Raw genomic sequence first — 25,635 nt, forward strand, 5'->3', positions numbered from 1 at the left:
CGGTGCATGACATCGGCGCACAAGAACGCATCAAGGGGAGCTGTACGTGGTCCAGAACCGATCGCCGGGCAACGACATCGCCTGGCAACAAGCGCTCGATTGGGTGATGCTGATGCGGGACGGCATGCTCGACGCCAGCGCCGAACAACGCCTGCTCGACTGGCTCGACCAGTCGCCCGATCACATCGAGTCGTTCCGCCAGGCCTGCGCCGTGTGGCAGGCGACCGGTGCGGTGACCCCCTCGATCCAGGCCGCCCTCGAAGCGCGCATGCCGCCCGCGGCAGGGCAGCGCCCCACACGCCACGGCTGACCTTCGCTGTCATACCTCGGTCGCATTCGGCCACCAACCTTTACACATTGCCTCTTCGAATCGCACGGGCATGTCGCTATAATTGCGAATGAGTCGCATTTGCGTTAGCATGTCCGTCGATTTCTTCTGGGAGGGGGCACGAAATGACCGAGCAACCGATCAACGAGGTCCGGACGCCTGTCGAGGCGCACCAGCCGCGCCATATGAATCAGGAACTGTTCGGTACCTTCCTCAACTATCGCCGAGCCCTGATCGACGCCGCGGCGCGCATCCTGGGCTGCCGTGCCGGCGCGGAGGACGTGGTGCAGGACACCTTCCTGAAGCTGATGGACCAGGAGAGCGCCATCGTCGTCCGGCAACCCGTCGGCTACCTGTTCCAGACCGTGCGCAATCTCGCCATCGATCGGCATCGGCGCGCGGCGCTGGAACAACGGCACGCCGCCTGCGAGGAAGATGGCCTGCTGGTGGCCAGCGACGCCTTGTCGCCGGAGTCCATCACGCTGGGCCGCGAAGCGCTCGGCACGGTGGCGGGCGCGCTGGCCGAACTTCCAGAGCGTACCCAGAAAGCCTTTGAGATGTATCGGATTCGGGGGATGACGCAGAAGGAGATCGCGGTGATCCTCGGCGTGTCTCCGACACTGGTCAATTTCATGATCCGCGATGCGATGACCCATTGCCGCGACGCGTTGTTCGGCGCTGCGTAATTTTCATCCTGCAATCCGTGCAGTCCGGTACCGCTTGATCCGGCACCCCCTGATCCGGCACCGCTTGATCCGGCGCCGCGTGATCCGATACCACTTGATCCGGCGCCGCGTGATCCGATACCACTTGATCGGGACCGTGCAAGCGCGACCATCGCATCCTGTTATCCCCGTCTACCCGAGTTCCAGCCCTCCATCGCGCCGCTTCCCGGAATGCAATTTGCGTCCTGCCGTGACATTGCGGTCCGGTGGGTCGGACCGCGTCAACCCAGTCTTGCGGAGTTGCGCGATGAAAGCTGTCGTATTCCACGGAGTCGGCGATATACGCCTGGACGATGTGTCCGATCCGGTGCTGCAGGCGCCGACGGACGCATTGATCGAATTGACCGCCAGCGCCATATGCGGCACCGACCTGCATATGGTCCGCGGCACCATGCCCGGCATGCGCCCGGGCACCATCCTCGGCCACGAGGGCGTCGGCGTGGTGACCGAGGTCGGACAGGACGTCAACAATCTGCGGCCCGGCGATCGGGTCGTGATTCCTTCCACGATCGCCTGCGGCTACTGCAGCTACTGCCGCAGCGGCTACCACGCGCAGTGCGATAACGCCAATCCCAACGGCATGCGCGCGGGCACGGCCTTCTTCGGCGGACCGCAGACCTCCGGTCCCTTCCATGGCCTGCAGGCCGAGTACGCGCGGATTCCCTTTGCCAATATCGGCGCGATCAAGCTGCCGGACGAGATCAGCGACGACCAGGCCATCCTGATGTCGGACATCTTTCCGACCGGCTATTTCGGCGCGCAGCTGGCCGAGATCCGGCGCGGCGATACGGTGGTCGTGTTCGGCTGCGGACCGGTCGGCCAGTTCGCGATCGTGTCGGCGCATCTGCTGGGCGCGTCCCGCATTCTCGCGGTCGACCATGTGCCTTCGCGGCTCGAGGCGGCGCAGGCGCAGGGCGCCGAAGCGATCGACTTCAACCGTGAAGATCCGGTGCAGGCGATCCTGCGCCTGACCGGCGGCATCGGCGCCGACCGCGCCATCGATGCGGTCGGGATCGATGCGCAGCGCCGGCATGCCGATGGAGACGGCTCCACCGGCCAGCCGTCGCTATGGCAACCCGGCGATGGTCCATCGGAGGTGCTGAAGTGGTCGGTCGAGGCGCTGGCCAAGGCCGGCACGCTGTCGATCATCGGCGTCTATCCCGAGGCGCACGAGACCTTTCCGATCGGCAAGGCGATGAACAAGAACCTGACGCTGAAGATGGGCAACTGCAATCACCGCGCGATCCTGCCCGAGTTGGTGGACCTGGTGCGCGCAGGCGTGATCGATCCCGCCGAGGTGCTGACCCAGACCGAGCCGCTGACCGGCGCGCTGCAGGCGTACGAAGCGTTCGACCAGCGCCAGCCGGGCTGGATGAAGGTCAAGCTGGAGCCGTAAGCAAGCGCCCTAAGCAAGGGTACCAAGCAGGCGCAGCGATACCCGGGGGCGAGCAATCGCCCCGGTCGAAACCAGGACGAAGCCCGGACGAAGCCGCGGACAAAAAAAGCCGGCACGCCGTATCCGGTCGTACCGGCTTGCCGGGCCAACCAGCGCCCGGTCAGCGCCAGGCTTACTGCTTCGTCGCGGGGCTGGGGGAATCGCCCTTCGGCGCCGACGGCGAGTCCGGCGTTACCGCGTCGGGCATGCCCTGCTGGCGCGGCTTCTTGCTGCGATGCGTGGTGCCGCTCTTCTTCTTGTCGCGTTTCTCGGTACCGGTCATGGTCGAACCGGTCGAGCTGGTCGCCCCGCTTTGCATCGTGGTGTCGCTGCTGCCGCTCATGCTGCCGCCAGTGGCCGACGGCGTCGTGCTGCGGCTCGCGGGTGGGTTGCCTTCGGTCGGCGGCGCGCTCGGGTTCGGCGCGTTGTTGCTGGGGGGTGCCTGCTGTGCGACCACGGGCAGGCTCAGCGCCGCGCACAGCGCAAGCGCGGTAGTGGTGACGATTCGCTTCATCGTTGGCTCCATCCATTGAACTTGAGAACGGGCAGGCCCGTCCGGACAGACACCGGCTGGTGGCACACGATGCCCGTTACCTAACGATACGTGCCGCGCCATGCCCGCTCAGGAAGGCGATGCCTGAATTGACTGTAGGAATTGGACGACGGCTGCGAGTCCCGTACTGCAATCCTTACGAGGCGATGTAGAAATTCCGGGGCGGCAACGCAGAGGACCACGCAAGCAGGCCACCCGTATGCCTCGGGCCATACACCGATCTTGTCGCGCCGACTCGGCACGGAAGTTGCGCCGCGGCCGTTGTCACTGATCTGGCCGATGGAGGTCATCTTGAAAACGATGCAATGGATCCGTCCCGCGCTGCTGGTTGCCGCCGCGGCGTCGATGAACCTCGCGTTTGCCGAGGTTGGCAAGACCGACACGAACTTCATGAAGAAGGCGGCCGAGAGCGGCATGCTGGAAATCGAGGCCAGCACGCTGGCCGAAAGCAAGGCATCGAGCGAGACGGTGAAGTCCTTTGCCTCGCAGATGCTCAAGGACCACAAGGCCGCGGACAGTGAGCTCAAGGCATTGGCTTCGACCAAGGGCGTCGAGCTGCCGACCGAGCTGCCCTCGGCGGACAAGAAGCGGCTGGAGGCGCTGGGGGCGCTGGAGGGCGCCACCTTCGATCGCGAGTACGCGAAGGAGGTCGGCGTCAAGGCGCACAACAAGGCCGTGGCCCTGTTCCGCGAGGCTTCGACCAAGGCGCGCGATCCGGAAATCAAGGCGTTCGCCGGCAAGACGCTGCCAACGCTGCAACACCATCTCGAGATGGCCAACAAGATGGCCAACGAGGTGGGAAAGTCCCCGGCCAAGTCGGCGAAACGCTAGGCACCGCGCCAGGCACCGCACCAGGCAGCACGAACCGCGATACGCCGGCGGGGCCCGTCGCCACCACTACGCAGGAGACAGAGATGAAACGTTTTGCCACCTTCGCGATGCTGGCGCTGATGTCCGGCGCCGTGATGTCGCAACCCACGGCCACGCCCGCCACCGGAACGCCTCCGGGCGGGGACAAGGCGCCCGGTACGGCCGCGTCGGACGTCGCGCCGACCCGCCCGGTGCAGGGGCCGAGCGGCAGCTCCACTTCGGACCATGGCGCGCATGGCGGCACTCGCCAGCACGATGCGACCAAGGGCACGGGCACCAGCAAGCGCGGCGAGGCAAGCCAGTCGAATCGCGGCAACAGCCGCAGTGCCTCGGCGGCGGAAAGCTACGGCTATCCGGCTTCGCCGGCGAAGGCACGCTGACGATCCCGCTGGCGCCGGCCATTTCCGTAGCGCTTCTTCCCGCTTTTCCGTCCCTTTTCCTTGTCCGAGCGCGGCGCCCAATACGGGCGCCGCTTCTTTTCGCGCGACCGCAATTGGCCGCATGGACGGAAATGTTGGCTCGCGCACATAGGCAAACAATTTTTTATTTGCGGGCGCAGCAAACGCTAACTAGATTGCCTTCGTGGGTTTGTCAACGCTGACATGCTGGCGGTCTTTGCATGTCGCGGCCGCGGCAACCCGCCGTGGCGGTACACCGGCATGCCAAGGCAATCGCGTCCGAGCCGTGGGGGAGGGCGGACGCGAGGCAGCGCCAGTCCACGGGGTCTGGGGCTGGTCCGTCGAAGCATGATGGCGGCCGCTCGCGTCGAAGTCATACCAGGAGGCCAGGCATACCGACCGGCATGCACCGGGCGGGTCCGGCCTGCCAATACGCAGCGCATTGGAAAGGAACGGCATCGCGCCGGCGACGGCGTGCGGCCGGCCGGCCCTTCGCGTCTTTCGTCTGGTGTGGGCCGTGGTCACGGCCGCGCCGGCGCTTCTACCCCGGGATCCAACATGAACGACGCCCTGCTCTCCGACCCATGCGTTCCAGCGCGCGCCGAGCCACTCGGTCCGTCCGTTTTGCGACGCGATGTCGAACGATCCGACGCCACCCTGGCCATGCAGGCGACGGCCAGCCGAGAGGACAGCTATCTCGAGCGATTGCGGCCCTTTCTGAAGCCGGGCGCCGTGGTACGCGGTGGGGCCTTTCCCGAGGCGCGCATCGATGCGTTCACCACCGGCATGCGCGCCAACGCGCATTACTTCAGCCATCCCAAATGGATGGACGACTGGCTGGCCAGCGTGCATCGCTATCCGGAGTTGCGAGAGCGGTGGCTGTCCGTAATGGGGTCGCTCGATGGCAAGGTGCTGGTCGATGTCGGCTGCGGCCCCGGGAATCTGCTGGCCGCATTGGGGGGCAAGCCGCGCGTCGCGATCGGCGTCGACATCGCGCCGGGCAGCCTGGAGAGAGCGGCAGGGGTCGGCTACCTGCCGTTGCGGGCCGACGCGCACGATATGCCGTTGCGCTCGGGCATCGCCGACGTCGTGGCCATCAACGGGTCGCTGCATCATCTGGACGACATGCGGCGCGCGCTGGTCGAGGCGTCGCGGCTCGTCCGTCCCGGCGGGCTGCTGATCCTCGATCACGATCCGCAGCGCTCGGCGTGGAATTTCCGCGGGATTGCCCTGCTGCTCTGGCGCATGCGCTTGCCGATCTATCGCTGGCTTCGGCGCGGCGGCCATACCGCGGCCGATGACGAACAGACCTGGGCGCTGGCGACCGAACTGCATCACCGGCCGGGTGATGGGCTCACGCGCGAGCTGGTACACACGACGCTGCGGCCACTGGGCTTTGATATCGCGATCTATCCGCACAGCCACTATGTCGGCAAGGACGTGCTCGATGGTGCGATGGGCCGCCCGCCGTTGAAGATCCGGCTGGCGCAGCGGTTGTCCGGCATCGATCCGCGCTCGGCGGAAGCCGCGCTGAGCCTGTTCGTCGTCGCGCGACGGCGCACGCTGTAGTCACGCCGACACGCCAGTCGGCCGCATGGCGATCTCCCGGTCGCCTCGCGCCGCCGCCGGATTCGGTGGCGGCGCGCCGCAGTTGCCGCCTTCCTTGGCGCGACGTTCGATCCCCTGGTCCCCTGATTCCCTGATTTCCTGATTCCCTGATTGCAGCGCGCATCGCCTGATCGCGATGCGCATTGCCATGTCCGAATCGCCGCGCGCATCGCCATGTTCGCGCGGGAACGCTATTTGCGTGATGGCCGATGCGGTCAGCCCCGGCCTGCCCTTGCACGGCAGCCGCGCGGCAGGCATGGCTGTGGCGCCCGTCGGCGCCGCGGTTCCGCGTGCCGCCCGCAGGGGTGGCTGGGGCGTGGCCGTCCCGCACTGCGATCCCCAACGAGAAAGTCCGAACGACAAAGTCCAGACGAGAAAGGGCGCCTCTCCACCGGGGACGGGAGAGGCGCCAAGCGCGGGCGAGCGGTCAGTCTATCCCGCGTTGCCACAGGCTATCCGCCGCCACTCGGCGCGAAAGTCGCCTAGCGCACACAGCCTTCGGCGGCGGAATGGAAATTGCGTCACCAAGGACATCACCACCGATACACGCCGGACCGGACGCGCGATTCGCGCCGGTTCCTCGCCACAGCATTTGCAACTCTTACCAACGGAGGCAGAGATGAACGATCGCAGCACCAGCCGCCGCGTATGGGATTACCGCCAGCCGTATAGCGCCGAAGATCGGCTTGACCAGCGCGGCTCGCGCCAGGGCGGCCGTTATGCGGAATACGCCGAGGAGGAAATCCGTCAGGGACGCGGTGTCGGCCGGCCCGGCATGCCGCGCTACGGCGGCGGCCGCGACGATCCGTTCGCGGCGCCGCGCCATGCCGAACACGGCTATGGCGCCGGCCACTTCGGCGAGGGCCGCTTCGGCCGCAGCTACGAAGAACCGGTTGGCGACAATCCCTACGGCACCTATCCGTCGACCGGCGAGGTGATGCGCGGCGACCGGGGACTGTCGCGCGGAGGCGAACGGCGCGGTGGCGACCTGACCGACAGCCGGCTCTCGCGCCGACAGCGCGGCGGGCCGTGGCCAGATCAATCGCGTACGCCCTGGCGCGATCGCTACGAGCCCGACGACCCGCAGACCCGCGCCAATCTCGCCCAAGCCTATGGCATCTCGGATTCGGAGCGGCTCGATGCGCCGTCCTGGGCCGACGAGCGCGGCAGCGGCAATGCCGGCCGCCGCCAGGCCAGCGCGCGCTGGATGGACGAGGGCGGACGCTTCCCTGAAAGCGAGCGCCCGGGACGCGGCGGCCGTCCGTCGGGCTGGCCGGGCGACGACTGGAGCGCCGGCGGACAATGGCAATCGCACGGCCGCGACGAGGCCTACGAGCGCTTCAGCGGCGCGCCGCAGCGCGTGAACTGGGGGCAGGGCTCGGGCAGCGGCAGCGGTCCCGGCCGCCGCGTCTCGCCCAAGGGCTACCAGCGCAGCGACGAACGGATTCGCGAGGACCTGTGCGAACGCCTGGCGCATGACGACCGCCTTGAAGTGCAGGACGTCGAGGTCCAGGTCAGCGACGGCGTGGTCACGCTGACCGGCGCCGTGCGCGACCGCCGCCAGAAATACTGCGTCGAGGACATCGCCGACGACATCTTCGGCGTGCGCGAGGTCCACAACCGGATTCGCGTGCAGCGCGAAGGCGGCCAGGTGGTGCAGGGTTCGGCCGGGTCCGCGTCGGGGGGCCAACGTGTCTCCGGCATGAGCACGTCCGGCAGCGCCACCGGCAGCACCGCCAGCAGCTATGTCGGCGGCATGGAGGTCGGCGCCGGGGAAGTGCCCAAGGGCACCGACCCGCACGGCGGCACCACGACGCCGGGCAAGCACGCTACGTGATGGGGAGAGGACGATGAACCGGAACACCGACAACAAGCGCGATCAGGACGATGCCCGCGACAAGCTTCGCGCGCGCGAGTCTGCCGACGATATTGGCAACGACAGCGGCAACGACAGCACTACCTCCAGCGCCGAGGCCCAGCGCGAACGCGAGGTGAGGGAGGAAGCGCGCGCGATTCCAAGTTCGCTCGATCCCGATACGGACATCGAGCCGATCGATTCGGACATGAACCTGGAAGGCCTGCCCGAGCAGGAACAGGACTATCCGCACGACAATCGGACCGAGGCGTTGCTGCCAGAAGAGCAGATCGGCGAGCGCATCGCCGATGCAGCCGAAGGCATCCCCCCGGATACGCCCGCAGACCGCGCCGATCACACTGACCAGCGCGAGGAACGTCCGCCCCGGCACGAGCCCGAGTAAGGCCGGATCGCTTGCCGAGGCGGTCCGATGATTTGCGATAGGGGCGCCTCGGCATGATGTCGATCCGCTTGCAGGCGAGGGCGGGGGTGAGGGCAGGCCGGCTCAATCGAACTGATACGACCAGCTCGCGTTGATGCGCGGCGAGCGGCGTTCCGCATTGATCGGCTTGTCGCCGACCGGCTGCGCCAGCGACAGGTCCAGCGTGTAGTAGCGCCGGTCCGAGAAGCGCACGCCCAGCGCCACCGACGACAGCGAGCGGTGCGTCAGCGAGTAGCTGTTCGAAAAGACCCGCGCGACATCCGCCAACACATACGGCTGCAGCGTCTTCAGGTAGGTCATGTCCATGCCGAACAACCGGCTGATCTCGGCGGACGCGCCCCAACCCTTGTCGCCCGCCACTTCGCCGGCGGGATAGCCGAGGCCGAAGAAGCGTCCGCCGAAGCTGATCTGCTCGCTCGACGCCAGCCGATCGCCGCTGTACTGGCCGGCGGCCGAGACCGCCATGCCGAAGCCGAAGGGCAGGTCGGTCGCCTGCGACAGCAGCAGCCGCGTGCGCAGGAAGCTCAGGTCGTTGGCATTGTTCTCGCGGCGTGCGCCCAGCGCATCGACGCCCTTGTACAGGCCCAGCGTGGCGCTGCGCGACACGCCTTCCTTGCGCTGGACATAGGCCAGCTCCGCATTGACTACCCGCACATTGGTGCCGATCGCTACCGAGCGATCGGTGCCGGCCTGCGTATAGCGCTCGAACTGGTCGGTCCCGTAGAGCCCGCCGCTCAGCGTCAGCGAATGCCGCGCACTGAGCAGCAGCGGATAGCTCAGGCTCGCGCCAAGCCGCTTGTTGTCGTTGACGTAGCGCCGGTTGAAGCCGATTTGCTCGAGCGTGGCGTTCTGCGGCACGCCGCGATAGTGCGACGCGTTGACGCGCGCGACCAGCCCCTCGGTGCCGATCGGTTGCGCATAGCCGAGCGCGTAGTACTCCTCGTCGTCGCGTCCCTTGGGGAACAGCGCCGATACCGTCAGCTGCTCGCCAAGCGGCGTCAGGCCGCTGGCCGTTGCCGTTGCAATCGCCCGCACGCCGGGCGACATGTAGTCGACGCCGGTGCCGAAGGCGATCGGCTTGCGCTTGACGTCGAGCACCATTTCGCTGGCGCCGTCGGTGGTGGTCGGCGGCTGCACCGTGGCGCCGACCTGCACGCCCGGCTGCAGGCCCAGCACGCTGGAATAGCGGTCGAAGCTCGCGCGCGTCAGCGGCCGTTCCTCTTTCAGCCGTTCGGCGATCGCGCGAAGACGATTCTCCAGCGGCCCCGGATTGCCGCGAATGGTCACGCGTGCGACATAGCCTTCGACGACGGTGATCAGCACATTGCCGTTCTCGAAGGACTGCGCGGGAACGAAGGCGAACGACAGCGGATAGCCATGCTGCTGGTACATCTCGGTGACCGCATTGGCGGCCTGCAGCAGTTCGGCAACCGTGATTTCCTTGCCGGCCAGCGGCTTGAACTTGTCCGCGATCTGGTCGAAGGGCAGCGTCCTGGCGCCCTCGATCTGGAAGCGTGTCGGCGTCAGCTTGGCCGACAGCAGATTCTGCAGGGCCGGGTCGGGACGTTCGACCTGTACCTTGACTTCCCCGGTGGGCTTGGGCGGCGCGATCTTCGGCAGCGTTTGAGTCGGGTCCCCCTGGACCGGGCTGCGCGGATCGGCGGCCAGAACTGGATGCATGCCGCCATGCCAGGCACCGAGGCCGAGCAGCAGCATGGCGACGCGAGTGTGCGTGCGCGACATGGTCAATCCCCTTTCACAATGAAACCGATGCGGCTGTGGAAGCCGGATCTCCACCGGCGCGCAGGCTGCCGCTGCCTGCGCGCTTATCGAAGTGGCGTCCGGCTGTACTGCAAGGCTGAGTGAGGCGATGCAGCGGATTTGCCGCGATCGGCCAGGCGGCCGATCGGCGGCGCATCACGTGTGCATCAGGCGGGCATCAAGCCCTCATCAGCGGCGACCCCCCAGCAGACCGCCAACGGTGCCGAGCACACCGCCGACGATGCCGCCGACCGCGCCGGTGACCGGACCGGTGGTCGCGCCACCGGCAGTGCCGCCGGGAGCGGGAGCCGGGGCGGGTGCCGGTGCCGTGCCGCCGCCAGTCACGCCGCCGGTAACACCGGCGACCACGCCGCCGACCAGATTGGTCACCGGAGCCAGCGGACCGCTGCCGGCACCGCCGTTGCTGCCGCCCGTGAGACCACCGGTCAGCCCGCCGACGAGGTTGGTGACCGGAGCCAGCGGACCGCTGCCGGCGCCGCCGTTATTGCCGCCGGTGAGGCCACCGGTCAGCCCGCCGACGAGATTGGTGACCGGGGCCAGCGGACCGCTGCCCGAACCGCCGGGATTGCCTCCGTTGTTGCCACCGGTGAGGCCGCCGGTGAGACCACCGGTCAGCCCGCTGACAAGATTGGTGACCGGAGCCAGCGGACCGCTGCCGCTGCCCCCGTTGTTGCCGCCGGTCAAGCCGCCGGTCAGCCCGCTAACTAGGTTGGTCACCGGCGCCAGCGGACCCGTGCCGCCATTGCCGCCACCGGCCAATCCGCCCGTGATGCCGCTGACCAGATTGCCGACCGGTGCCAGCGGACCGCTCGGGGTCGTGCCCGGCGCATGCACCGCGCCGCCCAGCGCGGCAACGGTGTTGCCCGCACCGGTCACCACGCCGCCCACGCCGCTGACAACCGGCGTATTGGTCTGCTGCAGCTTGCCGCCGAGCTGCGCCACCGTGCCGCCGACCACGGTCAGCAGGTTGTTCACGGGCTGGCCGAGGCCGGTCGTCGCGCCCAGCGATTGCGTGGTGCTGGTCAGCTGCGAGGTCAGCGGTACGATCGCGCGGCTGACGCCGCTGGTCAGCTGCTCGACCGGACCGGTCGACAGCACCGTGCCCACCGTGCCGCCCAGCGTCTGCACGCCGGTGCCGACCTTGTCGACCAGCGCACCGACCGGCGACGTCACCGCGCCAAGCGGCGACAGCGGGCCGGTGCCCAGGCCGGTGACCGCGCTGCCGACCTGCGTGACTGCCGTGCCGACATGGGTCACCACGTTGCCGGTGCTGGCCACGGTAGTGCCGATCGGATTGACAACGTTCGGGATATTGCCCAGGCCGTCCTTCAGTCCGGTGCCCAGCGAGTCGACCGCGTTGCCGACCGACACAAGCGCGCCGCCGACACCGTTCTGCGTCTGGTCGGGGACCACGGGGAGGTTGGCGTTCTGCAGCTGCTCGCCGACGGCGCCGACGACGTCGCCGACCTTGCTGACGAGGCCGCCGGTCGGGTTGACGATCTCTCCGGTCGGGCTGCGTACCGGCGTGCTGCCACCGCCGCCGCCATCGCCACCACCGCCGCCGCCACCACCACCGCTACCGCCGCCATCGCCGCCGCCGCCGGTACCACCGCCGCCGCTGCCACCACCACCAGTACCGCCGCCGCCAGTACCGCCACCGCCGGTGCCACCACCGCCGCTACCGCCACCATCAGTACCACCGCCACCGCTTCCACCACCGGTCCCACCTCCGTTCGGGCTGCCGGTGCCGCCATTGGTGTCACCGACCGTGCCGCCTCCCTTGCTGCCCGTCCCCATCGAGGTCGAGCCGCTGCCGCTCGCGCAACCGCCGAGCAGCAGCAATGCGCTGAGCAGCGCCGTGGCGGTCAAGGTTGTCTTGGTTCTTTTCATCATTGATCCCCTGGTCAACAAGTGTTCTCGTGTTTGACGTTCCCGAGTTGAAAGGCATGGGGCGCGTGGCGCCGCCGTGCTGCTGTCACAAGCGCAAGCGGTGTGCCACTGAGTGACCAGCTGTGCGCCACGCGCATGGACAAGTTCGATGGCTTGCCGGAAAGCCTTGTGCAGCAACGGTTTGCGGGAAATGGGGGCAACTGCGTGCAGAGCTCGCAAGACCATGCGCGAGGCGTGTGGCGGCGTTACGCGTTACGTAACGCGCTACGGCGCGAACGGAACATCGGAGGGGGTGGGCGATGGCGCGCGGGGGCGTGCCGGCGCGGTGTTCGCGAGCGTCGGCGTGTGGCGATGGGCGCCGTAACACGTTACGTAGCACGTAACGTCGGAAAGCGCGGCAATGCGTCCTCGCATGGCCTCATTTCCATGCCGGGCTTTGGCCCGCAAAGGCGCGCCCTGCAAGGCTTTGCGGGCGATGCGCCGGGCTGCGCGGCCGGCACGTTCCGCATCGTTTCTCTCCATGGCACACGCCTTGCGGACCAAGGCGTCGAGTCCCCGCTGCACGGGGACCGCCGGCACCACGGGACGGGTCAGGGTTCCGCGCCGGTCCGATCCACAAGGAGAAACACAATGAAGCGGACGAATTCGACGCGACGCGCGCCGGTGATGATGGCGCTGGCGTGCGCATGCGTACTGGGGATGATGGCGGGCTGCTCGTCGAGCGGTTCGGGTAGTGGCACGCGGCCGCCTGCGACGACGCCGCCTCCAAGCAATGGCGGCGGCGGTGACGATGGAGGCGGCACGCCGCCGCCGACCACGTCGAAACCGACCACGCCGACGGGCCAGGTCGCGGAAGGCGCCGGCAATACGGTGACGGCAACCGGCAATGCGATCTCGGAAATCGGCAAGCAGATCCAGGGCGCCAATCTGCCGATCGTCAGCGACGCGACGGGCAAGGCGACCGGCCAGGTGGTCGTCGATGCCGGCAACACGGTGGCCGCGCTGGGCGCGGGCGTGCGCGATGGCCTCGGCAAGATGGGCGCGGTGGACAACCCGGTCGGCGTGACCGTGGCAAGCACCGGCAATGTCGTCACGCAAACCGGCCATACCTTGTCGAGCACGGGGGACCTGGTGAACTCGCTGGGCCAGGACCAGCTGAAGGTGCTGTCGCCGGTGACCACGCCGGTGGGCGCCGTGATCAATCACGTGGCCGGCGGCGTGCAGCAGTTGGGCGAGAAGCTGGGCGACAAGCTGTCGACCGGCCCGGTCGCGCAGCTGACCGGCCAGACCAGCAAGGTGATCGTGCCGTTGACCAGCAAGCTGACGGACACCACGCAGGCGCTGGGTGCCACCACGCGCCTGGGGGCGCCGGTCGACAACCTGTTGACCAAGGTCGGCGGCGTGGTCGCGCATACCGGCACGCACCTGAGCGCGACGAAGGCCCCGGTGGTCGGCCCGGTGGGCGGTGTCGTGACGGAAGTCGGCAGGACCGTGGCCGCAGCGGGTGGACTGGTCCACGGTGATGGCAATGCAGGCAGCGGTGCGGGCAATCCGCTCGGTGGCCTGCTTGGCGGTCTGCCTCTCACCCAAACGGGTGGTCAGGCGGGCAGTGGTTCTGACAAGGGTGCCGGCAGCGGCAAGACCGGCGGTGTGTTGGCACCGGTCGGTGGGCTATTGGCACCTGTGACCGGCCTGGTCGGCACGCTTGGAGCGCTGGGGCGCTAAGGCGTAGTCGACTGCTGCCATGGCACCAGTCCGGGGGCCATGCCAGGCAGCTTGATGGTGCGCAGTCGGACGATCCCCGCGGCTGCGCATCTTTTTTTATTCAGGGAAGCGGAAAGACCGTCCGCCATCCGTAGTAGTCCTAATGCATGAGCCGACAGTAGGAGCACTGTCAATCGGGGCAACTGAAAACTTTTGTCAAGTCAGCAAACGGATGTAGCTGAAATTAAAAAATTCCTTTATAAAAACAACACGGATACTTGCTGCACGAGATCAGCCAAGCCATTAGAGCCAGGCGATCGCGCGGATCGACGCGGTATCCAAAGTGTTGGGATAACTAGCAATAAAGAAGGAGCGGTCATCATGAAACAGGGGTTCTTGCGTTTCATTCGGGACGAGCGGGGGGCGACGGCCATTGAATATGGTCTGATCGCGGGTCTTATCGCGCTGGCGGTCGCCACCGGGGCAAAGTCCCTCGGCACTAATCTCAGCACTGCCTTTACCAACTTGGCGACCTGGGTCACGAACAACGTCAAGGCGCCCTGAAGAAGCAGCGCATTCCTCATGACGCTGCTCGTCACGCTGCTCTGCGTGACGACCCTTTGGACTGACTTTCACTACCGCAAAGTACCGAACCTCGCATTGGCGTGCGCGCTGATTGCGGCCGGTCTCGTGCTGTCTCTCGGCTACGACGCGTCGTTGCCGCTGGGAACGCGCGCGCTCGGATTCGCGATCGGGTTTGCGATCATGCTGCCGGCTTACCTGCTCGGCCGCATGGGCGCCGGCGACGTGAAGTTCTTCGCGGTAGTGGGACTGTTCATCGGGCCGTCGGGCTTGCTGCCGGTATGGCTGGTCGGCACATTGCTGGCGTTCGTCCATGCTTGCGCCGTTCTTGCGCTTCGTCATTCGGCGGTCGTCGGGTGGTTCGGGATTGCCATGGGGCAGTGGCAACGCCGTTTCGGCGTATTCGATGCATTGCGCCCGGAGACCGTGGCGCGAACTCGAGGCATTCCCTATGCCGCGTACCTTGCCATCGGGGTGCTGCTATGGCTATCGGTTGGGCAAGGCAGTTCCTGAAGAGCGATATGCGCCACCGGTTGGCGCCAACATAAGACAAACCGGATGAATGCATGAAACTGGGGAAAAGGGGGCTTATGCCATCGCGAGCCCGCGCGCGAGGCATCGCCGCGCTGGAATTCGCCGTGGTCTTGCCTGTGCTGCTCGCACTGGTGCTGGGCATTGTCTACTACGGCATGATCCTGGTCCTCGAGCAGGTGTTGACGCTGGCCGCGGCCGAAGGCGCGCGCGCGGCGTTGCGCTACCCCAGTGGCGCCGTCGACGGCAGTATTGCCGCATCCAAGGACTTGCGCGTGGCAGCGGCTGCCGACACCGCGCTTGCCGCGCTGCCTGCCAGCATCAAGTCAAATCTTGCTTCCGCCGGCAATCTCGCGTCGGCGGCACCCTGCAGCGCGCCGGCCGACGCAATCTGCGTCAGCGTGACGTTGCGCCTGCCGGCCGCCAACATCCTGCCGCGCATTCCCTTCGTGCCCGTTCCCGAAACGCTGATGGGCAGTGCCGTCGCGCAATTGGCGCCCGATATCTGAGCACCAACATGTCGCGGCACCTTTTCTACCCCAATGACATAGTGCGCGAATTCCACGCCATGCACGGACATCTCCCATGACCAGCAAACAGATCCGAATCGTTGCCATCGTGCTGCTGGCCTTGGCAGGGCTGCTCGCGCTGCTTGCCTGGCAGGTCGGGCGGGGGCCCGCCAAACCGCCCGTGCATCCGGCTTCATCGCCCGCGGCCTTGCATCCGGTCGTGATCACCACCAGGCCCGTGGAGGCCGGCAAGCCCTTGAGTGCAGATGCATTGAGGGTGGAGATGCTGCCGATCGATCCGACGGGCGGCTACAAGTCCGTTGATGCGGTGGCGGGCCAGATTCCGCTGGTGGCGCTCGGTGCCAATGTGCCGGTGCTGGAGGGCCAACTGGCCGGCGGTCTTGCCTCACAGGTGCCTGAAGGCGAGCGCGCGGTCGCCATTGCCGTCGACGAGGTCATCGGTGTGGGGCATCGCGTGCGGCCGGGCGACCTTGTCGACGTGTTCCTCGTACTGCGGCGGGACAGTCAGGAAATCGACGGCAGCCAGGCCCGCTTGCTGCTTTCCAGGCTGCGCGTACTGGCGTATGGCGTAAACGCCGTCAACGATTCGCGCGAAGGCGCACCCGAACAGATGATGAACCGCCGCGAAGGCGCCAAGACCGCGGTGCTGACGGTGCCGCTGGCGCAGGTCAGCAAGCTGACGATGGCGCAGCAGGCGGGCCGCCTGGTGCTGGCGCTGCGCAATCCGCACGATGACGGCATGCCGAGCGAGACGCTGTTCGCAGAGCCCGCGCCTGCCATGGCCACGCGCGGCGGCGGACTGGCCAGCGCCGATGCGCTGGAGCCGGCCGACCGCGCCGCGGCCGGGGTCGCGCTGGCCGGCCTCGCCGGCGGTGCGTCCAAGCCGCGCACGCCCGTCGCGCGCCCCGAGCCGCCGCAGATCGCACAGGCCAGGCCCGCCGCCGCGGCCTCGCCTGCCGGTGTCGAAGTGATCCGCGCCGGCAAGCGCGCCATCGAATAGGGACACGACGATGACCTCCCCGCTGCCGACGGCGCGTCGATTCCACTTCCATGCCTTTCCCGCTGTGTCCTTCCACATGAAGTCATTCCACAGGCCGCGCCAATCCCGTACGCTGACCGCGCTGCTATTGGCGGCAAGCCTGCTCGGCCCCGCGCCGCTGGGCGCGCAGCCTGCGCCATCCCGCGCGCCGGCAAACGCTCCGGGCAGCGCGCAGGGCAGCGCTCAGGCCGGCGATCAAGTCAGCGATCGCGCCGAGCCCACCGCGCAACGGCCGTCGCAGCGTGTGACCCTCGCCGTCGGCGCGCAGCGCGAAATCCGTATCGGCCGGCAGCTCGAACGCATCGCCATCGGCAACCCCGACGTCGCCGACGCGCTGCTGCTCAAATCGCGCGGCGCGAGCACGGCCGTACTGCTGGTCGCACGCAAGCCCGGCAATACCGATCTGATGGTGTGGCCGTCCGGCGAGGCGCCGATCCGCTACGCGGTGCAGGTCGATGCGATGGCCTCCGACGGCCAGGGCGCGCAGATCGACGTCGCGGGGCAGGGCGCCATCATCCGCGGCCAGTCCGCCGATGCCGCGGCCGCCGCAGGCGCGCAACAGGCGGCGCGCGCGACGGTGGGCAACGGTCCGGTGATCGACCGCTCGACCGTGCCGGTCAGCGGCACCGTGCAGGTCGACGTGCGCGTGGTCGAGATCAGCAAGAACGTGCTGAAGCAGGCCGGCTTCAATTTCTATCGCAACCGCTCCGGCTTCGCGTTCGGCAGCTTCTCGCCGTCCACGCTGACCAGGGCCACATTCACGCCGCGGCCGGGCGGCAGCAACACCGGCGGCGGCCTTGTCACGGAATCGACCGCGCCGATCAGCAGCGCCTTCAACCTGGTCGCGGCCTCGATGAGCCACGGCATCTTCGCCAACCTGAGCCTGCTCGAAGGCAACGGCATGGCGCGCATCCTCGCCGAGCCGAGCCTGGTGGCGCTGTCCGGCCAGAGCGCAAGCTTCCTCGCCGGCGGCGAGATCCCGATCCCCGTACCGCAGGCGCTGGGCACGACCACGATCCATTACAAGCAGTTCGGCATCGGGCTGACCGTCACGCCGACGGTGCTGTCGCCGGACCGCATCGCACTGAAGGTCGCGCCCGAAGCCAGCGACCTCGATCCCTCGCGCGGCATCGTGATGAACGGCGCGACGATTCCGGCGATCGTCACGCGCCGCGCCGACACCACGGTCGAACTGGGCGATGGCGAGAGCTTCGTGATCGGCGGCCTGGTCAGCCGCAATACGGTCAGCAATATCGACAAGGTGCCGGTGCTCGGCGACCTGCCGCTGATCGGCGCCTTCTTCAAGAACCTGAACTTCCACCAGGAAGACCGCGAACTGGTGATCATCGTCACGCCGCACCTGGTGCGACCGCTGGCGAAGGGTTCGAGCGCGGCGGCGCGGGTCGGGGCCGACGGCCGCACCTCCGCCAATCCACCGGTCTGGGGCAAGTTCCTCGGCGGCGAACTGGTCGATCCGGCCTTGCCGGGCTTTTCGAGGTAGAGGAAGGCATGGACATGACGCTGCCCCCCATCGATGCGGCCCCCGTGGCCAGCAATGCGACCTTCCTGTTGAACACCACCGGCGAGGCGCCGCGGCGCTGGCTCGAACGTGCGCTGGCGCCGCTGGGCCAGGTGCATGCGGTCGATGGCGTCGACCCCTCGCGCGACGGCATCGTCGAGCGCATCGGCACCGCCAATCCGGGCATCGTGTTCCTGCATTTCAGCGCGGAGCATGCCCAGGCCTCGACCCGGCTCGGCCAGCAACTGGCCCGGCTGTTCCCGAACCTGCCGCTGGTCGCCCTGGGCGAGGCGCAGGAGCCCGAGCTGATGCTGGCGGCGCTGCGTGCAGGCGTGAAGGACTTCGTCGACATGCGCTCGCCCGCCGCCAATGCGATTGCCACGGTGCAGCGGCTGCTGGCCACGCGCGAGGTCGTGCAGCCGGCGCGCCGCGGCAAGGTGCTGGCGGTGCTCGGCGCGCGGCCCGGCGTGGGCGCGACCACGCTGGCCACCAATCTCGCGGTGGCCGCGCGGCGCCGACAGAACGGCGAGGTGCTGCTGCTCGACCTCGGCTTGCCGGCGCGGGACGGCGCTCTGTACACCAACGTCGCGCCGGGCTTCCACTTCGTCGAGGCCGTGCGCAACCTGCGCCGGTTCGACCAGGTCTTCGTGCAGACCGCGCTGACCCGGCATGCCGGTGGCGTCGCGGTGCTGCCGCTGCCGCAGACGCTGGCCGAGCTGCGCGACATCTCGTTCTCGGAGGCGCTGTCGCTGCTCGGCACGCTGCGCAGCCATTTCGATCTGCAGGTAATCGACCTGGGCGGCTTCAGCAATCTCGACTTCATGGCCCAGCTGATCAAGGTCGCCGACGAGGTGCTGGTGGTGGCCGAGCAGAGCGTCGCGGCGATCGTGTCGGCGGCCGAGCTGCTGGAGGAACTGCGGCGTCGCGAGGCGGGCCGCGAGTCGATGCGGCTGGTGGTATCCCGCTATCAGGCGCGGCTCGGTCTCGACGCGGAGCAGATCGCGCAGCGGCTCGAGCTGCCGCTGGCCGGCACGCTGCCCGATTGCCGCGAGACGATGCTGGCCGCGATGAACAGCGGCGTGGTGCTGGCCGACCGGCAGCCCGCCGCTCCTTACGTCCGCGCGCTGGCGCCGATGCTCGAGCGCCTCGGCTACCGCTGCGAAGCGCGCGCCTCGGGCCCCGGATGGCTGGAGCCGATCGCGCAGGCGGTGCAGCGGCTGCGCCTGGGCCATGCAGCAGGCAAGAACAAGGCAGACCATTGAGATGACGCAACCGATCGAATTCTCCGACAACGCCGCCGCGCCGTTTCCGACCTCGCAGGAATTTCACACGATCAAGGAAGCCGCGCACGAGCACCTGCTGACGCGCATCGAGGAACTGGGCGCGGAGTTCGGCCGCTGGTCGCGCACCGCCATCCAGCGCTTCGTCGATCTCGAACTGGAGAGCTTCACGCGCTTGCGCCGGATTCCGATCAACGAGGCCGAGCTGCATCAGATCGCCGAGGCGCTGACCAAGGAGCTGGCGGGCTTCGGTCCGATCGAGGACCTGCTGAACGATCCCGCGGTCGAGGACATCCTGGTCAATGGCCATCTCGACGTCTACGTGTCGCGCCACGGCATGCTCGAACGCATTCCGGTGCGCTTTGCGGACGCGGGGCATCTGCTGCGCATCGTGCGCCGGATCCTGGCGCCGATCGGCCGGCGGCTCGACGAATCGAATCCGATGGTCGATGCCCGGCTGCCCGACGGCGGCCGCATCAACGTCGTGATCCCGCCGCTCGCGCTGCAGGGGCCGGTGGTGTCGATTCGCAAGTTCCGCAAGGATCCGCTGACGCCGGAGGCGCTGCTCGGGCTGGGCACCATGAACCAGGAGATCGGCGATCTGCTGGAGGCCGCCGTCAAGGCGCGCTGCAATATCCTGGTCAGCGGCGGCACCAGCTCGGGCAAGACCTCGCTGCTGAACGCGCTGGCGATCTTCGTGCCGGACAGCGAGCGTGTGATCACCATCGAAGACACCGCCGAACTGGCGCTGAACCATCCCCACGTGGTCCGCCTCGAAAGCCGGCCCGGCGGATTCGAGGGCACCGGCGTGGTGTCGATCCGCGACTTGCTGCGCAACAGCCTGCGCATGCGGCCGGACCGGATCATCGTCGGCGAAGTGCGCGGCGGCGAGGTGCTGGAGATGCTGCAGGCGATGAGCACGGGCCACGACGGCTCGATGGGCACCATCCACGCGAGCAGCCCGCGCGAGTGCCTGTACCGGCTCGAGATGCTGGCGGGCTTCGCCGGCTTCCAGGGCAGCGAGGTCAGCCTGCGCCGGCAGATCGCCAATGCGATCGACTTCATCGTGCAGATCGGCCGGCTGTCGAACGGCAAGCGCCGCATCCTGTCGATCACCGAGGTGACCGGCATGGGCGACAACATCGTCACCACGCAGGAGCTGTATCGCCACGACCCGTATATCGGACCGGATGGCGTCGAGGTCGACCGCTGGCAGTCGCTCGGCATCCTGCCGCATTCGCCCAAGCTGGCGCGCCTGCGCCAGGCCGGTTTCGGCATGGACGATCCGCTGGGCCGCTTCGATGTCTAGCGCCGCCCTGGCCATCGCCGCCATCGCCTTGCTGCTGGTCGGCGCCGGCCTGCTGTTGCTGGCGCAGGCCGGCACGCGTGCGCAGCGCGAGGCGGCGCGGGCCTTCGTGCAGGCGCAGACCGAGCAGGTACGTTCCCGTTATGCATCCGCGGCCGAGCTGCCTCCCGTCACCGGGCCACGCGACTTCAAGCGCCGCTGGGCCGATCTGCTGCGGCGCGCGGACCTCGAGCCGACGCGCCGCACCTATCTGCTGTGGGGCGGGCCACCGCTGCTGCTGTGCGCCGCGGCCTTGATCGGCGGCGGGTTTGTCGCGGCCGCCGCGATGGCGGTGGTCTGCCTTGCCATCTGTGCCTGCCTGTTGTGGCGCCGCACGATCCGTTTTCATCAGCGCCTGTGCGAGCAGCTGCCGGGGTTTCTCGATGGCGTGGTGCGGCTGATGACGATCGGCAGCGCGGTACCGGCGGCGTTCCAGCATGCGATCGGCAATACCGAACTGCCGCTGCGCCAGTGCCTGGTGCAGGCGGTGCATCTGCAGCGCGCCGGCAAGGAACTGGACCAGGCGGTGATGCAGGTCGCGCGCAGCTATCGCTTCGACGAACTGATCCTGCTGGCCTCGGTGCTGCGGCTCGCCACGCGCTACGGCGGCCGCGCCGACATCGTGATGGAACGCACCGCCGCCTATATGCGCGACCGCGAGCAGGCGCAGCGCGAACTGTCGGCGCTGTCGGCGGAAACGCGGATGTCGGCGTGGATCCTGGGTTTGCTGCCGGTGGTCGTGGCCGGACTGATGTTCGTGTTCAATGCCGGCTACCTGCTGATGATGTGGAACGATCCGTCGGGCCGCCTGATGCTGATGGCGGCGTTCGGGCTGGAGATCGTCGGCGCGCTGCTGCTGTATCGGCTGGCGCGTTCGGTATAGGGGCGATGCGATGAACCGTGACAGCCTGATCGCTCTCAGCCTGCTGATCGCCGCGCTCGGTGTGGCGGCGCTCGCCCTGCCGCTGTTGCAACAGTGGTGGCTGCGCTGGCGCTCGGCGCGCACGCTGGACGCCGCGCTGGCGCGGCAGGGGGCGGCGGCGGGGCAGGGTGCGAAGACGGCCGCGGGTGAGCCCGGGGCGGCGTCGTCGGGCGGAGCGGTGCCTGCTGCCGGGCGTCAGGGTGCGATGCCGGCGGCGAACGCGTCCGCCGCAGCAACCGGCGCGGTCAATGCGTCAGGAGTGTCGACAGCGACGGCAGCGCCGGCCGCGGGCGCGGGCCGTGCGGGTGGTGTGGGTGGTGTGGGCGGCGTGGGCGGCGTGGGCGGCGCCGGCGGAGCACGGGCGCGCCTGGGCGCTCAGCTCGGCGGCCGCTTCGACGAACGCTGGCTCGCCAGTCCAATCGGCAAGGCCATCGTCGGCCCTGAAGAACTCCGCCTGCTGGAACAGTGCGGCTGGTATGGCCCCAAGGCCCGTGCCATCTTCGGCGGCCTGCGACTCTGTGTGCCGCTGCTGATCGCCGCGGTGCTGATGCTGTGGCGGCTGCCGGAATCGCTGCAGGGCGCGGTGTTTACCGCGTTCGGCGGCTTCGCGGTGTCCTTTCTCGCGTTCAAGTCGGTGCTGCGTCGGCGCGCCGCCGGCCGGATGCGCCAGCTCGACGACGAACTGCCGGTGCTGGTCGACATGCTGCGGCTGCTGCAAGGCGTCGGCATGTCGATCGACCAGAGCCTGCAGCTGATCGTGACCGAGTTCGGCAGCATGCTGCCCGTGCTGGGTCCCGAACTGAAACGCGCCAACGACCAGTTCGCCTCCGGCCGCTCGCGCGAGCAGACGCTGCAACGCATCGGCAAGCTGTTCGAGAGCGAGGACCTGCGCAATCTGATCATGCTGCTGAACCAGGTGGATCGCTTCGGCGGCGCGGTGCAGGAGCCGCTGAAGCTGTTCGGCCTGCGGCTGCAGGAGGCGCGCAAGATGCGCCTGAAGGAAAAGGTCGGCCGCCTGACGGTGAAGATGACCGGCGTGATGGTGGTCAGCCTGCTGCCGGTGCTGCTGATCGTGACCGCGGGACCGGGGTTCCTTGGCGTGATCCGGATGCTGGCGAAGTTTGCTGGAGATATGCAATGACGGTGTTTGCTAGCGCGCTACGTGCGGCGGCATGTTTTCTTCCTTCTACCGCGAGCGAGAGGCATGTGGCGGCGTGTTTTCTCTCCTCTCCCGCGCGCGAGAGAGGGGCCGGGGGAGAGGGCACCCTTCTGCCCGTGGCAACGCGTTGGCGTCGGACATTGACCGCGGTTACCGTCGCTACCGCAAGTTGGCTCGCCGCCGGCTGCGCCACCACCAGCGACCCGGCCTCGCTGATGAGCAAGCAGGCCGACGCACAGATCGCGCTGTCCAGGCTGCAGGACAAGCAGGCGCAGGAGCAGTACGACGATCGGGCCGTGTACCGCGGACTGATCGAGCGGATGCAGCAGCAGGGGCTGTACTACGCCTCGCTCGCGCATCTCGACGCCTATCAGCAACGCTTCGGCGACAACGCCGACGTGGCGATGCTGCGCGCCGATGCGCTGCGCGAAACCGAACAGGACGAGGCCGCCGCGGTCGCCTATCGGAATCTGCTGGGCACCGGTTACGCCGCGCGGGCCTATCACGGCCTCGGCCTGCTGGCCGGCCGCAGCGGCGATTTCGGCGAAGCGGTGACGCAGCTCGAAGCGTCGTTGTCGCGCGATCCGACCAATGCCCTGGTGGCGAGCGACCTGGGCTATGCGCTGATGCGCGCCGGACAGTTGCAGCAGGCCCGCGTGCCGGTAATGCAGGCCCTGCAGCTCGATGGGGCGAATCCCCGCATCGTCAGCAATGCCGCCGTGTGGATGCTGGCAAACCGCCAGCGCGACCAGGCGACCGCACTGATGGAGCGCGCGTCGATGTCGGCGGCGACCCGCAAGGCGATCGCGCAGGAGGCGGACCGCATCGCACGCGAGGCAGCGCGGCAGGAGCGCGCGGCTTCACGGGTTGGCGGTGCACGGCCGCCCAAGCCGCAGCGCATTGCGCTGACAACGGCCGCGCAGCCGGGCGAGGGCGCGGCACAGAACCCGGCCAGCGCACCGTGATCATCGCGAGACGATCCGCGATCGACGGCAAGCTGGCAGGGACGGGACAGCAAGCGGACAGCAAGAGGAGAAGTGCATGAACATCATGAGACCGTCGCGCATCGCGAGTACGGCCGCAATCGCCTTGTGTGCCGCGAGCTGGCTGCCCGTTGCCGGAGCGCAAACCATGGCGCCGGCCAGCCCGGACACAGGCGCAGCCGCGCAAATCCAGAAACCATCGAACACCGCCATCGGCACCGACACACGCAGCCTGCTGGCAATCCAGCGCGAAGGCAGCCAGGCCGGCGCCATGCTCCCCATGCCGGGCGAACAGGCCGCGCTGGCGCATGCGCGCTATCTGAAGAGCTTCCAGCACCCGATTCCCGAGCGTTTCGTCGGCCAGCCGAGCGGCGGCAGCGGCGTCAGCCTGCTCGGATTGACGCCCTCGCGGTAAATGATGATGGGTCGGCGCAGCAGGACACGCAGCACACGCGCGCAATCGCGCGGTGCGGTCAGCATTCTGATGGTGGTGCTGCTCGCCACCATCGGCATGGCCGCGCTGGTGTCCATCGACGTCGGCCATGTTTTCTACCGGCAGCGGCAGTTGCAGTCGGTTGCCGACATGGCGGCGCTGGCCGCCGCCCAGCAACTGCGGCGCGCCGACACCAACGCGGCGATGACCGAACGGGCGCTGGCGGCGGCACAGGCGTCCGCGGGCCAGAACGGCTTTACCGGCGCGGCGCGCCAAGACTGCGGCGCCAGCCCCGGGGGCGAAGACGGCATGGCCGTCTGCGCGGGCGTGTGGGATCCCAACGATGCGGCTGCCGCTGCCGATGGCCGTCATTTCCGCGGTAGCTTCGATCCGGCGCGATTGTCACCGAACGCGGTGCGGGTCGTCGTGTCGCAGACGGTGCCGATCCTGTTCGGGCTTCCCGGGGGCGACGGACGGCGGCTGCGCGCGGAGGCGATCGGCAACGCCAGCCCGCCTGTCGCATCGTTCTCGGTCGGCAGCGGGCTGCTGAATTTCGAATCGTCGCGCAGCGCGCTGGCGCTGCTGCTCGGCAATACCATCAGCCTGTCGGCCGCGGACTGGCAGGGGCTGGTCGATACACGCGTGACGCTGGACCAGTTGCGGCTTGAGGCCGGCCTCGGCACGGTCGACGAATTGTTGAACGCCGACTTGTCGCTATCGCGCTTCTATGCGCTGGTGCTCCGCGCGGCGAACAAGGAGTCGCTGCTCAACGCGATGCTGGGTGGAATGCCCGGGATCATCGATGCGCGAGCCCTGGCGGCGGGGCTAAGTGTCGGACGAGTGCTCGACCTCGGCGTGCTGGCGCCGGCGATGTCGTCGGCGGCGGATGTGGGGTTGAATGTCGCGGAGTTGTTGATGCTGGCGGCGCAGGTTGCGAACAAAGGGGCAGCGGTCGATCTGGCTGGCGCGGTCCCACTATTGCCAGGCACGCAATTGGCGTTGCAGATCGTCGAGCCGCCTCGCATGGCGGTGGGGCCGGTGCGGGCATCCAGCACCGATCCAATGGGTTGGGAGACCACCGCACGAACGTCGCAGGTCGATCTCGGTGTGAGGTTGAACCTTGGTGGAGAGATTCTTGGTGGCTCTTTGATATCGGTGAATCTGCCACTGCGCGTGCAACTTGGTACTGCTCACTCCGCGCTGACGGGCATGCGCTGTGCCGCTGCGCGATCAGACCGCCGAGCGACCCTCAACACGGTAACCACAGCGGCGACGGTTTGTCTTGCTCGCGACGATTTGAGCCAGTGTGCTACCTCGGATGTCGTTGTCACGAACCTTGCGGGTATCAAGATCACGGCCAGTCCCAAACAGCAAACCATCCCGGGCAACGGTATGACCTCGACGCTTGCGCCTGGCGAGCAGACCTCGACCGCCTCCCAAGGCCAATTGGCGGCATTGGTCGAAAGTCTGGCGCGCAATCTCGACGTGAAGCTCATCGTCGCTCCAGTTGGCATCCCGATCGTCAACCTGGATCTGAAACTCGGCGGCATCGTCAGCGCCCTGAGCTCCGTGATATTCGGCCTGCTTGGCCCCACCCTCGACGGCCTGCTGGCCGCCCTCGGCATCCAGTTAAGCAACGCCGATCTCTGGGTTCACGACGTCGATTGCGACAACACCAGACTCGTCTATTGAACCGCGACATGAATACGACCGGCCGCCGCG

At 68.1% G+C, this 25,635-nt stretch carries 25 protein-coding genes; 21 read left to right on the forward strand and 4 right to left on the reverse strand.

Features of this window, described 5'->3' with window-relative positions; genetic code table 11:
- Positions 1-46 precede the first annotated feature (46 nt).
- The 3 genes from K7G19_RS00030 to K7G19_RS00040 all read left to right on the forward strand — a co-directional run bounded on the left by K7G19_RS00030 (position 47) and on the right by K7G19_RS00040 (position 2,449).
- Positions 47-310, forward strand: a complete 264-nt coding sequence (locus K7G19_RS00030; RefSeq protein ID WP_150083282.1) for a DUF4880 domain-containing protein — start codon at positions 47-49, stop codon at positions 308-310.
- 203 nt (positions 311-513) lie between these two features.
- The gene (locus tag K7G19_RS00035; RefSeq protein ID WP_226106248.1) at positions 514-1,014 is read left to right on the forward strand and encodes an RNA polymerase factor sigma-70; all 501 of its coding nucleotides are present in this window, start codon (positions 514-516) and stop codon (positions 1,012-1,014) included.
- A 286-nt stretch (positions 1,015-1,300) separates the two neighbouring features.
- Positions 1,301-2,449 (forward strand): zinc-dependent alcohol dehydrogenase, encoded by a 1,149-nt coding sequence (locus K7G19_RS00040; RefSeq protein ID WP_226105050.1) that lies wholly within the window; start codon positions 1,301-1,303, stop codon positions 2,447-2,449.
- A 172-nt stretch (positions 2,450-2,621) separates the two neighbouring features.
- Here the strand turns inward: K7G19_RS00040 and K7G19_RS00045 are convergent, their stop codons facing one another.
- Complete coding sequence (locus K7G19_RS00045) at positions 2,622-3,002, reverse strand: hypothetical protein (RefSeq protein ID WP_226105052.1); 381 nt, start codon at positions 3,000-3,002, stop codon at positions 2,622-2,624.
- A 339-nt stretch (positions 3,003-3,341) separates the two neighbouring features.
- On the opposite strand from K7G19_RS00045, the gene K7G19_RS00050 reads away from it, so the two are divergent.
- The 3 genes from K7G19_RS00050 (at position 3,342) to K7G19_RS00060 (ending at position 5,878) form a co-directional block, all read left to right on the forward strand.
- Positions 3,342-3,872, forward strand: coding sequence for a DUF4142 domain-containing protein (locus K7G19_RS00050; protein ID WP_223819610.1), 531 nt, complete (start codon positions 3,342-3,344; stop codon positions 3,870-3,872).
- A gap of 83 nt (positions 3,873-3,955) precedes the next feature.
- On the forward strand, positions 3,956-4,291 hold the full coding sequence (locus K7G19_RS00055) for a hypothetical protein (protein ID WP_150083280.1): 336 nt from the start codon (positions 3,956-3,958) through the stop codon (positions 4,289-4,291).
- 366 nt (positions 4,292-4,657) lie between these two features.
- Positions 4,658-5,878, forward strand: coding sequence for a class I SAM-dependent methyltransferase (locus K7G19_RS00060; RefSeq protein ID WP_226105054.1), 1,221 nt, complete (start codon positions 4,658-4,660; stop codon positions 5,876-5,878).
- Here K7G19_RS00060 and K7G19_RS00065 read toward each other — a convergent pair whose 3' ends face one another.
- A complete protein-coding gene (locus K7G19_RS00065; RefSeq protein ID WP_226105056.1) occupies positions 5,879-6,067 on the reverse strand; it encodes a hypothetical protein in 189 nt (62 codons plus the stop codon).
- A gap of 469 nt (positions 6,068-6,536) precedes the next feature.
- Between K7G19_RS00065 and K7G19_RS00070 the strand changes: the two genes are divergently transcribed.
- On the forward strand, positions 6,537-7,754 hold the full coding sequence (locus K7G19_RS00070; protein ID WP_226105058.1) for a BON domain-containing protein: 1,218 nt from the start codon (positions 6,537-6,539) through the stop codon (positions 7,752-7,754).
- 13 nt (positions 7,755-7,767) lie between these two features.
- Positions 7,768-8,175: a hypothetical protein gene (locus K7G19_RS00075; RefSeq protein WP_149319887.1), complete on the forward strand. Its 408-nt coding sequence runs from the start codon at positions 7,768-7,770 to the stop codon at positions 8,173-8,175.
- Positions 8,176-8,277: 102 nt separating this feature from the next.
- On the opposite strand, the gene K7G19_RS00080 is transcribed toward K7G19_RS00075, so the two are convergent.
- Positions 8,278-9,957, reverse strand: coding sequence for a ShlB/FhaC/HecB family hemolysin secretion/activation protein (locus K7G19_RS00080; RefSeq protein WP_150083277.1), 1,680 nt, complete (start codon positions 9,955-9,957; stop codon positions 8,278-8,280).
- A gap of 207 nt (positions 9,958-10,164) precedes the next feature.
- Positions 10,165-11,886 carry a collagen-like triple helix repeat-containing protein gene (locus K7G19_RS00085; RefSeq protein ID WP_226105060.1) on the reverse strand — a complete coding sequence of 574 codons (1,722 nt, stop codon included), beginning with the start codon at positions 11,884-11,886 and terminating at the stop codon, positions 10,165-10,167.
- Positions 11,887-12,516: 630 nt separating this feature from the next.
- On the opposite strand from K7G19_RS00085, the gene K7G19_RS00090 reads away from it, so the two are divergent.
- The 13 genes from K7G19_RS00090 (at position 12,517) to K7G19_RS00150 (ending at position 25,605) form a co-directional block, all read left to right on the forward strand.
- Positions 12,517-13,611 carry a collagen-like triple helix repeat-containing protein gene (locus tag K7G19_RS00090; RefSeq protein WP_226105062.1) on the forward strand — a complete coding sequence of 365 codons (1,095 nt, stop codon included), beginning with the start codon at positions 12,517-12,519 and terminating at the stop codon, positions 13,609-13,611.
- A 360-nt stretch (positions 13,612-13,971) separates the two neighbouring features.
- Positions 13,972-14,154 (forward strand): Flp family type IVb pilin, encoded by a 183-nt coding sequence (locus K7G19_RS00095; protein ID WP_226105064.1) that lies wholly within the window; start codon positions 13,972-13,974, stop codon positions 14,152-14,154.
- Between the two features lie 18 nt (positions 14,155-14,172).
- Complete coding sequence (locus tag K7G19_RS00100; protein WP_322784959.1) at positions 14,173-14,685, forward strand: prepilin peptidase; 513 nt, start codon at positions 14,173-14,175, stop codon at positions 14,683-14,685.
- Positions 14,686-14,738: 53 nt separating this feature from the next.
- Positions 14,739-15,212, forward strand: coding sequence for a TadE/TadG family type IV pilus assembly protein (locus K7G19_RS00105; RefSeq protein WP_223819606.1), 474 nt, complete (start codon positions 14,739-14,741; stop codon positions 15,210-15,212).
- A gap of 76 nt (positions 15,213-15,288) precedes the next feature.
- Positions 15,289-16,233, forward strand: coding sequence for a Flp pilus assembly protein CpaB (cpaB, locus tag K7G19_RS00110; RefSeq protein ID WP_226105066.1), 945 nt, complete (start codon positions 15,289-15,291; stop codon positions 16,231-16,233).
- Between the two features lie 10 nt (positions 16,234-16,243).
- Positions 16,244-17,773 (forward strand): type II and III secretion system protein family protein, encoded by a 1,530-nt coding sequence (locus tag K7G19_RS00115; protein ID WP_226105068.1) that lies wholly within the window; start codon positions 16,244-16,246, stop codon positions 17,771-17,773.
- A 14-nt stretch (positions 17,774-17,787) separates the two neighbouring features.
- Positions 17,788-19,053 carry a pilus assembly protein gene (locus K7G19_RS00120; protein WP_226105070.1) on the forward strand — a complete coding sequence of 422 codons (1,266 nt, stop codon included), beginning with the start codon at positions 17,788-17,790 and terminating at the stop codon, positions 19,051-19,053.
- 1 nt (position 19,054) lies between these two features.
- Positions 19,055-20,380 carry a CpaF family protein gene (locus K7G19_RS00125; protein WP_149319895.1) on the forward strand — a complete coding sequence of 442 codons (1,326 nt, stop codon included), beginning with the start codon at positions 19,055-19,057 and terminating at the stop codon, positions 20,378-20,380.
- A complete protein-coding gene (locus K7G19_RS00130) occupies positions 20,373-21,299 on the forward strand; it encodes a type II secretion system F family protein (protein ID WP_226105072.1) in 927 nt (308 codons plus the stop codon). Before K7G19_RS00125 ends, K7G19_RS00130 begins: the two co-directional genes overlap by 8 nt.
- A gap of 10 nt (positions 21,300-21,309) precedes the next feature.
- Positions 21,310-22,479, forward strand: a complete 1,170-nt coding sequence (locus tag K7G19_RS00135) for a type II secretion system F family protein (protein ID WP_226105074.1) — start codon at positions 21,310-21,312, stop codon at positions 22,477-22,479.
- 158 nt (positions 22,480-22,637) lie between these two features.
- A complete protein-coding gene (locus K7G19_RS00140) occupies positions 22,638-23,462 on the forward strand; it encodes a tetratricopeptide repeat protein (protein ID WP_226105076.1) in 825 nt (274 codons plus the stop codon).
- Positions 23,463-23,538: 76 nt separating this feature from the next.
- Positions 23,539-23,895 (forward strand): DUF3613 domain-containing protein, encoded by a 357-nt coding sequence (locus K7G19_RS00145; RefSeq protein ID WP_223819484.1) that lies wholly within the window; start codon positions 23,539-23,541, stop codon positions 23,893-23,895.
- A gap of 6 nt (positions 23,896-23,901) precedes the next feature.
- The gene (locus K7G19_RS00150) at positions 23,902-25,605 is read left to right on the forward strand and encodes a TadG family pilus assembly protein (RefSeq protein ID WP_226105078.1); all 1,704 of its coding nucleotides are present in this window, start codon (positions 23,902-23,904) and stop codon (positions 25,603-25,605) included.
- Positions 25,606-25,635: the final 30 nt, after the last annotated feature.

Source organism: Cupriavidus sp. DB3, from assembly GCF_020418465.1.
Taxonomy (GTDB): Bacteria; Pseudomonadota; Gammaproteobacteria; order Burkholderiales; family Burkholderiaceae; genus Cupriavidus; species Cupriavidus cauae.